At 66.2% G+C, this 12,399-nt stretch carries 15 protein-coding genes and 1 tRNA gene; 7 read left to right on the plus strand and 9 right to left on the minus strand.

Annotation, left to right across the window (positions count from 1 at the left end; genetic code table 11):
* Nucleotides 1-234 (plus strand): tyrosine-type recombinase/integrase (locus Q0R23_RS06810; protein ID WP_293911669.1); only part of this gene is annotated, 234 nt, incomplete at its 5' end.
* Between the two features lie 121 nt (nucleotides 235-355).
* Here the strand turns inward: Q0R23_RS06810 and Q0R23_RS06815 are convergent.
* The 9 genes from Q0R23_RS06815 to Q0R23_RS06855 form a co-directional block, all read right to left on the minus strand.
* Nucleotides 356-430: transfer RNA gene (locus Q0R23_RS06815), tRNA-Thr, on the minus strand.
* Nucleotides 431-509: 79 nt separating this feature from the next.
* Entirely contained in the window at nucleotides 510-1,433 is a 924-nt protein-coding gene (locus Q0R23_RS06820; protein ID WP_293911670.1) for an aldo/keto reductase, read from the minus strand.
* A complete protein-coding gene (locus tag Q0R23_RS06825; RefSeq protein WP_293911671.1) occupies nucleotides 1,430-1,849 on the minus strand; it encodes a RidA family protein in 420 nt (139 codons plus the stop codon). Before Q0R23_RS06825 ends, Q0R23_RS06820 begins: the two co-directional genes overlap by 4 nt.
* A 32-nt stretch (nucleotides 1,850-1,881) precedes the next feature.
* Nucleotides 1,882-2,718 carry a DUF72 domain-containing protein gene (locus Q0R23_RS06830; protein WP_293911672.1) on the minus strand — a complete coding sequence of 279 codons (837 nt, stop codon included), beginning with the start codon at nucleotides 2,716-2,718 and terminating at the stop codon, nucleotides 1,882-1,884.
* Nucleotides 2,719-2,958: 240 nt separating this feature from the next.
* The gene (locus Q0R23_RS06835) at nucleotides 2,959-3,282 is read right to left on the minus strand and encodes a hypothetical protein (protein ID WP_293911673.1); all 324 of its coding nucleotides are present in this window, start codon (nucleotides 3,280-3,282) and stop codon (nucleotides 2,959-2,961) included.
* 93 nt (nucleotides 3,283-3,375) lie between these two features.
* On the minus strand, nucleotides 3,376-4,110 hold the full coding sequence (locus Q0R23_RS06840; RefSeq protein WP_293911675.1) for a hypothetical protein: 735 nt from the start codon (nucleotides 4,108-4,110) through the stop codon (nucleotides 3,376-3,378).
* Between the two features lie 159 nt (nucleotides 4,111-4,269).
* Nucleotides 4,270-6,282 (minus strand): hypothetical protein, encoded by a 2,013-nt coding sequence (locus Q0R23_RS06845; protein ID WP_293911676.1) that lies wholly within the window; start codon nucleotides 6,280-6,282, stop codon nucleotides 4,270-4,272.
* Between the two features lie 64 nt (nucleotides 6,283-6,346).
* On the minus strand, nucleotides 6,347-6,802 hold the full coding sequence (locus Q0R23_RS06850) for a biopolymer transporter ExbD (protein ID WP_293911677.1): 456 nt from the start codon (nucleotides 6,800-6,802) through the stop codon (nucleotides 6,347-6,349).
* 130 nt (nucleotides 6,803-6,932) lie between these two features.
* Entirely contained in the window at nucleotides 6,933-7,691 is a 759-nt protein-coding gene (locus Q0R23_RS06855; RefSeq protein WP_293911678.1) for a MotA/TolQ/ExbB proton channel family protein, read from the minus strand.
* A gap of 137 nt (nucleotides 7,692-7,828) precedes the next feature.
* Between Q0R23_RS06855 and Q0R23_RS06860 the strand changes: the two genes are divergently transcribed.
* From Q0R23_RS06860 to sufB, 6 genes are all read left to right on the plus strand, one after another.
* Nucleotides 7,829-8,932 (plus strand): M50 family metallopeptidase, encoded by a 1,104-nt coding sequence (locus tag Q0R23_RS06860; RefSeq protein ID WP_293911679.1) that lies wholly within the window; start codon nucleotides 7,829-7,831, stop codon nucleotides 8,930-8,932.
* Nucleotides 8,933-9,084: 152 nt separating this feature from the next.
* A complete protein-coding gene (sufC, locus tag Q0R23_RS06865) occupies nucleotides 9,085-9,849 on the plus strand; it encodes a Fe-S cluster assembly ATPase SufC (RefSeq protein WP_293911680.1) in 765 nt (254 codons plus the stop codon).
* 24 nt (nucleotides 9,850-9,873) lie between these two features.
* The gene (locus tag Q0R23_RS06870; protein ID WP_293911682.1) at nucleotides 9,874-10,128 is read left to right on the plus strand and encodes a type II toxin-antitoxin system Phd/YefM family antitoxin; all 255 of its coding nucleotides are present in this window, start codon (nucleotides 9,874-9,876) and stop codon (nucleotides 10,126-10,128) included.
* Nucleotides 10,125-10,385, plus strand: a complete 261-nt coding sequence (locus Q0R23_RS06875; RefSeq protein WP_293911683.1) for a Txe/YoeB family addiction module toxin — start codon at nucleotides 10,125-10,127, stop codon at nucleotides 10,383-10,385. The genes Q0R23_RS06870 and Q0R23_RS06875 overlap by 4 nt, the downstream gene beginning before the upstream one ends.
* Complete coding sequence (locus tag Q0R23_RS06880; RefSeq protein ID WP_293911685.1) at nucleotides 10,382-10,813, plus strand: hypothetical protein; 432 nt, start codon at nucleotides 10,382-10,384, stop codon at nucleotides 10,811-10,813. The genes Q0R23_RS06875 and Q0R23_RS06880 overlap by 4 nt, the downstream gene beginning before the upstream one ends.
* A gap of 191 nt (nucleotides 10,814-11,004) precedes the next feature.
* Nucleotides 11,005-12,399, plus strand: a 1,395-nt coding sequence (gene sufB, locus Q0R23_RS06885) for a Fe-S cluster assembly protein SufB (protein WP_293911687.1), incomplete at its 3' end; no start/stop codon positions are given.

A 12,399-nucleotide genomic window follows, 5' to 3' on the forward strand; every position in this document is an offset into this window, starting at 1 on the left:
GACCGGGTACATACTTCAGTCTGCGAGCGGGCCGGGGTGCGGCGCCTGAACATCCACGCCCTGCGGCACACCTTCGGCTCACTGATGGCCGCCCAGGGCGAGCGGATCGAATACATCTCCAAGCTCATGGGACACGCCGACCCCGCCTTCACGCTGCGTCAGTACAGGCACCTGTATCCCGACGAACTCCAGTCGATCTTTCTTAAGTTGCCACCAACAAACGACGCCGAATGAATCATCCGGACCCCCTCAGGGCCGGATTGGCTTTTAGACAATTTATAGACACACCAGGCCTGTTTCGCTGTGCTTGCAAATAACCAAAACGAAAAAACCCGCACTGGGCGGGCTTATTTTCTGGAGCCAGAGGTCAGATTCGAACTGACGACCTACTGATTACGAATCAGTTGCTCTACCCCTGAGCTACACTGGCAACCTCATTCACGGCGGCAGGTCGGGCGTTTTCCTGCGCGACACAGCATAGGTGACGCCGAGGCGGAATGCAAGCCGTTTTAGCTCCAGCTCAGGGCGCCACGAGCATGCCAGTAGGCGCCAGGCGCTTCTCGCAGCGCGTTCAGGGCGCTCAGGTCGGTGCCGACCCACTGCCGGGCACCCAGGTTGCTGCCGAGCTGAGAGAGCGTGCTCGCCCCGCTGAGCACCACGTCGGCCCAGGGACGGGCGAGCGCCGCCGCCAGCGCCAGGGCGTCGGGTGCGGCGCCGAGGTCACGGGCGAGGGCGTCCAGACCGGTGACCTGGCCCCGCCTGCTCAGCCGCCCGTTGGCCAGCGCCTCCTTGGTCGTCACGCGCCAGCCTGCGGCGTGGGCCTCTGCCAGCGCTTCGCCCGCCGAGGGTTCCAGCACGTTCCAGGTGGCCTGCACCGCCCGGAACGGTCCGTTCAGCGCCAGTGCGGCGCGGATGGTCGCCGCCTGTTCCGGCCCGCTGACCGACAGGCCCACCGTGACGCCCTGCGCGGCCAGGTCGCTCAGGCGGGAGAGAAGTGCTGCGTCAGCCAGCGCCGGACTCTCAGACGTGACGCTGTGAATCAGGTACAGATCGGGTGGCCCGCCCAGCGCGGCCAGCGTTTCGGGCCACTGGCGCCCGAAGGTAGCCAGCGAATGGTCCTTGACCTCGTGCTGCTCGGCGTCAGTCTGCCAGTTGGCGACGTAGGTGTAGCCCCATTTGGACCCGATACTCAGCTTCAAGCGGCGCTGCGGGTGCCGGGCCAGCCACTCACCCAGAAACGTTTCGGCCAGGCCATACGAACGGGCGGCGTCGAAGGTGCGGATTCCAGCCTTCCAGGCGGCGTCCAGCAGGCTGTGGGTGCGAAGTCGGAGGTCGTCCACGCTGCGGCCCTGTGCGAAGTCGGCGGCGTGACCGAGGTTGAGGTAGCCGGGGCGGCCCAGCGCCGCCAGGCCCAGTCCGAGTTGAGCGCTCATACTTCGAGAATAGCGTCGGCCTCGATTTCCAGCAGGTGCGCCGGGTCGATCAAAGCGGCGACCTGCACCATGCTGCACGCCGGGCGAATGGCGCCGAAAACGCGGACAGGCCCGGTAGGTGCCGTTCTGTTCAAGACCTCGCCATGAACCTGACCGATGGCCTGCCACTGGCTGATATCGGTGACGTAGATACGTGTCCGCACCACATCTGAGAGGCTGGCCCCGGCTTCCCGCAGCGCCCCCTCGATGATGCCGAGGATGACTCGCGTCTGCCCCGCCGGGTCGCTGGGATGCACCGCTTCGCCGTTCACCGTCGCGGTGGTTCCGGCTACGCTGATATGGTTGCCCACCCGCACGGCCCGCGAGTAGCCGACCACGGCTTCCCAGGGCGAAAGTCCGCTGACGTTTCGTCGCATGGCAGCATTCTAGCCAGGTGCGGCCCCAGGTTTCACAGCAAGCTCTCCTGCTCCGGCGGGGCGGGTTCAGGCACCGTGACCGGTACGCCGCGTGCGTTCAGCGCCTCGCGCAGCATGGGGATGTTGTGCAGCGCGTGGCCCAGGGTGGTGTTCTCGAAAAACACGTAGCATTCCTCGGTCTCGCCCTCGATAAAAGCGATCTTTTCGGCCCACTCGGCCATCTCGGCGCTGCTGTAGCGGTAGTCGTGGCGGGCGGCGGCGCTCTCACCACTCCACCAGTTGCCGCTGTTGCGCCCGTGCAGCCGCAGGTAAGCGACCTCGGCGGTCACATGCAGGGTCGGGTCGGGCAAGCCGGATACCGGCGGGTAATCCGGGCTGACCCAGATCAGGCCGAGCTCGCGCATGGCGTCACGCACCTGCGGGTTGTCCCAGCTCTGATGGCGAAATTCGATGGCCAGCTCGTGCCCGGCGAAGCGCTCGGCCAATCCTCCCAGGTAGCTGCGGTTCGCTGCCGTGCGCCCAAAACTGTAGGGAAACTGGGCCAGATACGGCCCCATCAGCCCGGCCTCACGCAGCGGCTGTGGGCTCTGGAGCATCCGGTCAAAGTCGCTGTCCTGCGGCGTGCGGTCATGCGTGAAGACCTTGTTGAGCTTGACGGCAAAGCGGGTCCGCCCACCCGACTTGCGGGCCATGCCCTCGAAGGCTTTCAGGCCGGGAATGCCGTAGAAACTGGAGTTGAGTTCGACGGCGCCGAAGTGCTGCGCGTAAATCTCCAGAAACTGCGCCGACTTGGTGCCCGGCGGGTACAGCAGCTCCTCGCCGATCCAGTCCTCGTTGGCAAAGCCGCCCGTGCCGATATGGACTTTCATGTGTTGGCCTTCATGGAGACAGTGTGGGGTGCGGGGCGGCGGGGTGGATGAAGGGAAGGAGACCTGTGGCCTGTGGCTTGTGGCCTGTGGGAAGGGTGTGGGACGGAGAGGCAAACCAAACTTGCCCCCGACTGGTATGGCCGGGGGCGGGAGGTAAGTTTCAGATTTTTAGCGTGCCAGGCGAAACCCGGACGCGCCAATGGTTTTTCGGAAGCCAGTGGTCTTTCGGTGTCTGGCGCTTCAGCGGCACAGCCCGCAGTATTCGAGCAGCTTGCCGCCGAAAAACAGCTTGCCGGAGCAGTCGCTCGTCCGGAGCTGCCAGGTCCACGGCCCGCTGCGCAGGCGCGAAAGCTGCGGCGTCTGGCCGACCAGCTTGAAGGCCAGCGTGGATTGCCGGTACTTGAGATACAGCGTCTGGGCGTCCATATCGGTGAATTTGACTTCACGGCCACTGCGGCAGTGGTGCCCGTAGTAAACCCGCCGGTCCGCGTCGGCCTGGGCGTGAGCGATAGGCAACAGCGTCACCAGGCTCCAGATCAGCAACTTCGGTAAGCGCTTACTCAATGAGCCTCCGTATCAGGCGCTTATCAACTCGTCGGCGCGAATGTACGACCAGGCTCTTCACCGGTCCCCACAAGCCACGCGCCACAAGCCTCTTTAATTAAACTTCCCCAGGTCCAGATTGAAGTTGTAGGCGCAACTGCCTTCCTCGTTGCGGACCAGCAGATCGAGCTTGGAGTTGGCGTTCAGGCCCGCCTTGAGCGGCTCGAAATAATACACCAGCGTGCCGGTCTGCTTGCCGCCGTCGCCGGGCTTGAAGTCGTTGACGAAGCTGAAACGGGTGGGGGCCAGCAGCTTGCCGTCGGCGCCCTTGAGGCGCACCAGGTAGGCGCTGCGCTGCTGCAAGTCGCTCAGGCCGCGCACCACCATATCGATGCGGAGCTGGCCGTCGGGCAGGCGACCCGGCGCCGGGAGCAGGGCTTCCTTGACGGTCAGGTTCTTGAAATTGTCGCGGGCGTCCTGGGCCTGAAACAGCAACTGGTCGGCCTGGCCGCTGAGCGTCAGGTTGGAAATCTTGCTGCCCTGGGCGTAGTCGCCGGGCGCCGTGAGCCAGCCGGTCAGGCAGGCGTCGCCGCCGTCGATGACCTTGACACTGCCGTCAGGCGCACCCTTGAACTTACCGGCAGCCACGCTCAGGTCGAGGGTCAGGTAGGTCGGCGCAGCGGCGCGGCGGCCATAGGCGCTGTCGATGATGGTCTTGGCGCTCTGGTCTTCGAGCTTGGGCACCCAGGCCGAAGCCGAACCGGCGTTCAGCGTGCCCAGAAGCAGCAGGCCCATCACGGATTGACGCAGAACGGATGGACGCAGGGCGGTGAAGGGCAACTTGGACATCGGGAACCTCGCGGGAAGGACTCGCCCGGCTGGGCGGCAAGAAGAGCGGATGCTGTATCTGGACAACCTGGGCCTTGTACTCTGCGTTTTAAACGTTCTGGATGATGGGAAGCTGATGTACGGCAGGCGGCCTGACGTCTGGATACTTAGTCTGGACACTCAGTCCTTGAGATACACCAACCGGCAGCCCACACCCGCCGAGCGGAACGCTGCCGCCCCCGCCGCATCGAGCACGGCGTCGGTGATGAGGTTGCTGTTGGGGGCCTGGCGGTTGGGCTGGACCTTGAGCGCCCGAATCCGCACGACGTTTTGAAACTGGCCGAGCTGGCTTTCCGCCGTGACGTAGGTTTGCAAGTTGCCCTCGTTGACGAGCTGTGAACTGACGCCCTTGACGAGCGCGGCGTCGGGCCAGAGCTGGTTGTTGGCACTGTCCACTACAAAGACCGTCTGTGCCCGCTCGAAGCGTTTGTCCAGCCCGCGCACGTCGATGACCACGCTGCACAGCGCGGCTTTGTCCTCGCTGCCCGCGCCCGCGCCGCCCGTGCCCGAAGCGCGGGAGCCGGTGCCCACGCCGCCTGCCGGGCTGGCCGCCACCGCGCCGTCGCCGTCGGGTCGGCCACCGGCCACCGCTTCGGGTCCGGCGGTGTCGGGGCTGGTGCCGGTCTGACGGCCCTGGGCGTCGCCCTGGGGGGCCGGTGCGCCGCCGCCGCTCTCCCCCGCGCCCGCGCCGCCCCGGCCCACCGGACGGGCGGTCTCGCCGGGCTCGGCGCTGGCCCCGGCGCCGTTGCCCGTGCGGCCCCGCGCCGTTTCGGTGGGCGCGGCGGGGGCCTCGGCACTGGCGCCGCTGCTGCCCGGCGTGCCACGCGAGGGCGCCGGGGTATCCGCGCCGGGCGCGTTGGCAGGCGCGGCGCCCGTACCGCCCGCAGGCCGGGCCGCCTCGCCCTGAGCCGACTGCCCCGCGCCGCTGCTTGAGCCGTTGCCTGAGCCACTGCCCGCGCCGCCCACCGGACGGGTCGCTGCCGGGGCACTGGCGGCGGGCGTGCGGCTGGGCCGGGCCGGAGCTGCTGTTTCAGGCGCTGGAGTCACTGCACCCTGACTGGCGCCGCGTGCAGGCGCCGCCGCGCGGGTTTCGGGCGCCGCCGCCTGGGGAGCGGCCTGGGTCGAGCGGGCCGGACGCAGCGGCTCGGTGGGCGCGTCGCTGGCGGCGATCTGGGGGCGCGGCGCGGTCGGGGCTTCGGGGGCCGCAGCGGCGGTGGCCGGAGTACCCCGGCTGGGCGCGGCCTGGGCTGGCTCGGTCAGCGGGGCGCTGGCGGCGGGCTGTGGGGCGGCAGGTTGCGAAGTGGCAGGCCGGGCCTCCGCTGCCCCGCCGCGTGAGGGCAGCGTGCTACCTGTGGGCGCGGCGTTCTCGCGCCTCGGCAGGGCCGTGACCGGTTCGGGTTCGGGCGCCGGGCTGGCCTGCTCGGTCTCGGCAGCCCGCGAGGGCCGCTCAGGCAGGGCCGCTTCGGGCTGGGGCGTGGGCGTGGCCGCTTCAGCGGGCGGAGTCAGGCGGGCGGGCGCCGGAGTTGGTGTCGGCACCTGGCTGGGCGGCACCTGGCTGGGCGGCGTCAGTCTGGCCTGTTCACTGGGGGCGGGCTTATTCGGAACAGGGGCCGTCTGGGGGGCGCGGGGCGCGGCGCTGGCCGATTCGCCAGGCTTGGGCTGGGCGGCGCGGGGCTGGGTCGGCTGGGCGACGCGGGGCGCCGGGGCCGGAGCTTTGGGCGCAGCAACCTGCGGCCTGGCCGAGCGGGTGGGCGCCGTTTTGGGCGGCGTCACGGCGACTTTCGGCGGCGTGCTGGGCGGCTTGACGGCTGGTTTGGGGGCAATCGGCTTGGGGGGAACGGGTTTGGGCGGCACTGGTCTGGGCTGGGGTTTGGGCGCGGGCCTGGGCGGTGTGGGCGGCCTGATGAGCGCGGGTCTGACCGGCGTGGTCGGGGTCGGCGCGTCCAGGGGCGGCGCCAGCGTCACCACTTCCAGCGGGGCGCGGCTGACGTCGGGTCGGCTGGGCGTCCGCTGCAACACCGGCTGGGGCCGCAGCGACAGCAGCCCCAGCAGCAGGGCGGCGTGCAGCAGCACCGTCACACCCAGCGCCCGCGCCCGGTCGGCGTTTTCAGGCGGCGGCAGCGAGATAGTCAAGGCCGCGCCCTATACAAACTTGACGTGTTGATAGCGACCGTGTTGATAGCGACCGTGTTCATGCCTACTGGGCTCCAGTGGCAGGCTTGGCTGGGGTCTTGGCTGGGGTCTTGATCGGCGTAGCGCTGCTCCGGGTGCCCAGCGCCAGCCGTTCGCCGCCCGCCTTCTTGATGACGTCCATGACCTGCACCACGCCGCCGTAATTGCCCTTGGCATCGGCCCGCAGGCCCACCACGCCGCCGGAGGTCCGCAGCAGGGGCCTGAGCTGTGTGCCCAGCTTGGTCAGGGTGGTGGCCTTGCCGTTGAGGTACAGCTTGCCGGACTTGTCCAGGCTGACAATCGGCAGCTCCGGCGTTTCGCGCACCGTCTGGGAGGCGCGGGGCAGATCGAGCGGCAGGGCGTTGCGGCGGGCATTCAGGTTGCTGGTCAGAAAAAAGAAGATCAGCAGCAGCAGCACGATGTCCACCATCGGCGCGAAGTCGAAGGTGAGGTCCTGGGGCTCGCGCATCCGGCGTCTCATGGGGCACCCTGGCGGGTGCGGGGAGTGGGGAGCGGGATGGGGGATGTGGGAACAGCGCAATGGTCGAGCCCACGACCCACCACCCCTAACCCAAGACCGTGTGGCCCCACCGACTTCCAACTGATCCCCCTCACGATTTCGGCGTCGCCTCGAAGTTGAATTCCAGCGGCGCCAGCGAGGTGGTGATGGCCGAAGCGGGAGCCGTCTGTGTCTGCGCGGTCTGGGTCTGCGCGGTCTGGGCAGCCCTGGCCGGGGCAGCGGTGCGGGGGCTCGGCTGCGGGCCGCTGAGCCAGGCGGGCAGTTCCTCGCGGACCCGTTCGGCCCCGGCGACGATGCGGTCGGCCCGCGCTCTCAGGGCGTTGCGGGCCACGTAGGCGACGATGGCGACGATCAACCCGCCCGCCGTGTTGACCAGCGCCTCGCTGATGCCGGTGGCGAGCTGCGAGGGCGTGGGCGCACTGGTCTGCGAAAAGATGATGAACGATCTGACCATGCCGAAGACCGTGCCCAGCAGCCCGATCAGCGGCGCGATCTGGGCGATGGTGCTCAGCGCACTGATGCCCGCGTACAGCTGGGCGTCTTCCTGCAAGATGGCGCCGTTCATCGACGCCTGCGCCGCGCCGATGCCCCGGTCGGCGCGGGCCAGCCCGGCGCGCAACACGTTGGCGGTGGGCGTCTGGACCCCGGCGTAGTCGATTTCCGAGAGCGCCGCCGCCGCGCCGGATTCGGCGGTGGTGGCCCGCGCCCGCTCGATCATGGCGCCGGGGTCCTGGCCCAGCCGCGAGAGTTCCAGCACGCGCAGCACCACGAGGTAGACGGTGTAGACAGAGAGGGCCAGCAGCACCCACAGCAGCGGCCCGGCAGCCTGAATCAGTGAGAGGACATTCATTCCCCTGAGTCCTACCACGCAGTTGTATGGCAAGCGTGAAAAAGGCGTCTTTTGAGGGCGTGGGCCGAGCCGGAACGAACGCTGAAATGAACACTCGCTCGCCGTAGTGCTCAGCATCCGGCTCTAGGCTGGGCACCATGAGCCGATCAGAAACCGTCCAGAAACGCCGCCCAGCAAGACTTAAGCTGAGTATCCTGCTGCCTCTGCTGCTGCTCGGCGCCCTGAGCGGTGTCCTGCTTGCACGGCTGGAAGACACCGGGGCCATTCAGATCAGGCCCGGCGCGGTGGTGGTGGCCGCCTCGCTGGGCCTGTTTCTCCAGATTCTGGTTCACGAAGCCGGGCACGTGCTGGCGGGCCTGGGCTCCGGGCTGCGGTTGGTGACGATGGCGGTGGGGCCGCTGCGCTACGAGTCGGGCCGGGGCCTGCGCTGGCGGCGCTCACCGCTGCTGGGCTTCGCCTATCTGATGCCTCCAGCGGGCATGGCGCTGCCGCAGATCACCGCCAGCTTTCGCCGGATGGTGATGGGCGGCCCGGCAGCCGGATTTGCCTTCAGTGTCCTGTGCGCCGGACTGGCCCTCGCTTCACCAGACCACGAGTTTCGGACCTTCTGGTGGGTCACGGCCCTGCTCGGCGCTGTGATCAATCTGCTGTCGGTGGTGCCGATGGTCGGCGGCGGCCTTCTCAACGACGGCGCCCGTTACCGGCGGCTGCGGCCCGGTGCGCCCCAGGCCGGAGCCGAGGCGGCGCTGATCGCCCTTATCGCCGCAGCGCGGGCTCAGCGGCCCCGTGACTGGCCCGCCGAACTGATGGCGGCAGCTTTGCAGCCACACGACGCACCCACTTTCGACGCCTCGGCCCGGTCACTGGCGGCTGCCCAGGCCATCGACACGGGCGACCTGGAACGCGCCGCCGAATTGCAGCGTCAGGCCAGCGAACTGATCGGTGGGCTGGCGCCAGCGCTGCGGGCCAGCTTCACCGCCGAAGAGGTGTATCTGAGTGCGCTGCGGGGCCAGGCCAGCGAAGCCAGAGCGCACTTTGACCGCCTGCCCCGCAACGCACTCATGTCTCAGGTGATGCGCCTGCGAGTAGAAGCTGCCGTGTTGCTGGCCGAGGGCCGCCGTGACGAGGCGCAGGCCGCACTGAACCGTGCCCGGCTGGACCTGACCTCACCGCTGGCCTCACGCGGCATTGAAGCGGCCTGGCTGGATGAACTGGAAGCCCGGCTAGGCGTCCCCGTCTGACCAGCACCGAATCCGCACCAGACCACTCGACTTTAACGGTGCCCGGCGGCTAGAATAGCCAGGTAAGTAGGAATCATTCCTAAGAACAGCCCACCGAACATCCAGCTCAAAACCCGCACCACGTCAAGGCCAGCACCACGTCAAGGAGAGCCATGACCCAAGCGCCCCACCAGTTGGAAATCCGTAACCTTCACGCCAGCGTCGGTGAGCTGCCGATTCTGCGCGGCATCAATCTGGTCGTGCCTCGCGGTGAGCTGCACGCCGTGATGGGGCCGAACGGCAACGGCAAAAGCACCCTGGCCAAAGTCATCGTGGGCGACCCCGAATACACCGTCACCGAGGGCGAAGTGCTCGTCGACGGCGTGAACTTATTGGAGCTGGAACCCGACGAGCGTGCCCGCCTGGGCGTGTTCCTGGCCTTCCAGTACCCGGTCGAGATTCCCGGCGTGACCATCGCCAACTTTCTGCGCCTCGCCATGCAGGCCCGCAAGGCGGAGGGTGAGGAAGTCGGCTTCATCGAGTTTTACGAGAAGCTCAAGGCGGCCCTGAAAACGCTGGAATGGGACGAGAGCATCGTCGAGCGCTACCTCAACGCGGGCTTTTCCGGCGGCGAGAAGAAGCGCAACGAGATACTCCAGATGCTGATGCTCGACCCCACCTACATCATCATGGACGAGACCGATTCCGGCCTAGACGTGGACGCGCTCAAGATCGTGGCACGCGGCGTCAACAGCATGCGCGGCCCTGGCCTGGGCGGGCTGATCATCACCCACTACCAGCGGCTCCTCGACTACATCGTGCCCGACAAGGTGCATATCATCGTGGACGGCGTGGTCGTGCAGTCGGGCGGCCCGGAGCTGGCGCAGAAGCTCGACGTGGAAGGCTACGACTGGGTGAAGGAACTGGTCCGGGTCTAAACGAGCTGGAATCAGGAGGGAAACATGACCGCTTACTCACTCAAATACGCCAAAGAGAATCTGGAGCGCATCGCCGAAGAGACGATTGAGAATTGCGACCAAGCAATAGTTACACTCGACTCTGGTAAAGCGGTGGTCATGATTCCACTCGAAGAATATGAATCTTGGAAGGAAACTCACTATCTGCTCTCATCTCCTGCGAATGCCGAGCGGTTACGTAAGGCTGCTGCTGACATCCGCTCCGGGCAATTTCAGGAACGTGAATTGATCGAGCCGTGAAGGTCAGTTTTCAGGACGACGGTTGGGAGGATTATTTGTGGTGGCAGGAGAATGACCTCAAAGGGCTGCGGAAACTCAACCGACTGATCGAGGAATGCCGCCGCACACCGTTTGAGGGTACAGGCAAGCCAGAGCCATTGCGTCATGATCTTGCCGGGTTGTGGTCACGGCGGATTACCGAAAAGCACCGTCTGGTGTACGCCATCGTCGATGACGCGCTTGTGATCGCAGGTTGCCGCTTTCACCACACCAGATGACCGTCGGAGATCAGATGCACCCCAACCCCATCCTCACCGCTGCATCTGCCCTCCTGCTGCTCGGCACCCCGGCTCAGGCGAGCGACCCGCTTTCCTCCGGCGACTCACCGACGCAGCAGTTCAGGCGCTCCTTCCTGAACGCGCCGGGCGAGGTTAGAGGCTTGCAGGTCAGCGGCAACGACTGGCAGGAACTAAACCTCACCTTCCGGTTCACCCTGAGCGCCCCGCTGAAACTGCCCAAGCCGGGGCCAGGACTCAAGTCAGCAACGGCGAAAGCAGCCAGAGCCTACGCGGCGAGTAGCAAATGCGCCGCCACCCTCAAGGCCAGCAGCCGGGTCCGACTTGAAACGACTTGGAACAAACTGGCAGGCCGGTTAATTGTAGAGAACGGGCAGAGTTACTGCGCAAGTATCTGGAATGTATCGTAAGAAGCCATCCGAGTATCACCGTCGGTACAGATGTCCCAAATTCGCACCAGAGTTGCACGAATTTCACTGGGTCAGGCGCTAATAACGTATACGAAGCTTCAATTCAGGCAACATTTTCTGATAATATATGGCCTATCGCCTTACCCGGACGTTCGACCCTTTTCACTAACCTTCTTCCCAAGGAGCACGCCATGACCATCAATCCTGAAGTCAGCGAGATCAACAACGGCTACGAGTACGGCTGGAGCAACCCGGAGCGCTACGCCGTCAAGGCGCCCAAAGGGCTGAGCCGCGAGGTCGTCGAGATGATCTCCAAGGCCAAGGACGAGCCGCAGTGGATGCTCGATTTCCGGCTCAAGGCCCTAGATATTTTTTACAGCAAGCCGCTGCCCACCTGGGGCGCCGACCTGACTGGCCTGAACCTCGACGAGATCTACTACTACATCAAGCCCGAAGGCGTCAACGCCCGGAGTTGGGACGACGTGCCCGACGACGTGAAGAAGACCTTCGAGCGGCTGGGCATCCCTGAAGCCGAGCGGGCCATGCTGGCGGGCGTGGGCGCCCAGTACGAGTCCGAGATGGTCTACCACAACCTCAAGGAGGAGTGGGAGAAGCTGGGCGTGGTGTTCCTGAGCATCGAGGACGGCCTGAAGACCTACCCGGAGCTGTTCCGCGAGCATTTCGCCACCATCATTCCGCCGGAGGACAACAAGTTCGCCGCCATCAACAGCGCGGTGTGGTCGGGCGGGTCTTTCGTGTACGTGCCCAAGGGCGTCAAGGTGGACATCCCACTCCAGACCTACTTCCGCATCAACGCCGAGAGCAGCGGCCAGTTCGAGCGCACCCTCATCATCATCGATGAAGGCGCCCAGGCCCACTACATCGAGGGCTGCACGGCGCCTGCCTACAACTCCGACAGCTTCCACTCCGGCGTGATTGAAATTGTGGTCAAGGAAGGGGCGCGGTTTCGCTACAGCACCATCCAGAACTGGAGCCACAACGTCTACAACCTGGTCACGCAGCGCGCCGCCGTCTACGCGCACGGCGTCATGGAATGGGTCGACGGCAACCTGGGCAGCAAGGTCACCATGAAGTACCCGGCCTGCTATCTGCTGGAGGAGGGCGCACGCGGCGAGATTCTGTCTATTGCGATGGCGGGGCGCGGCCAGCACCAGGACGCTGGCGGCAAGATCGTCCACTTTGCGCCGCACACGTCCGGCAGCATCGTGAGCAAGAGCATCAGCAAGGATTCGGGCCGCAGCAGCTACCGGGGCCTGGTCAAGATCTACGAGGGTGCCTACGGCTCCAAGACCAACGTGGAATGCGACGCCCTGCTGCTCGACGAGGAAGCCCGCACCGACACCTACCCCTACATCGAGGTCGAGGAAAAGAGCGCCCGTGTGGGGCACGAAGCCACAGTAAGCAAGATCAACGACGAGCAGATTCTGTACCTGCAAAGCCGGGGCCTGAGCAAAGACCAGGCCGCCGGGTTGATCGTGCGCGGCTTCATCGAGCCGATTGCCAAAGAGCTGCCGCTGGAGTACGCCGTGGAGCTGAACCGGCTGATCGAGCTGGAGATGGAAGGC

The organism is Deinococcus sp., from assembly GCF_025362455.1.
Taxonomy (GTDB): Bacteria; Deinococcota; Deinococci; order Deinococcales; family Deinococcaceae; genus Deinococcus.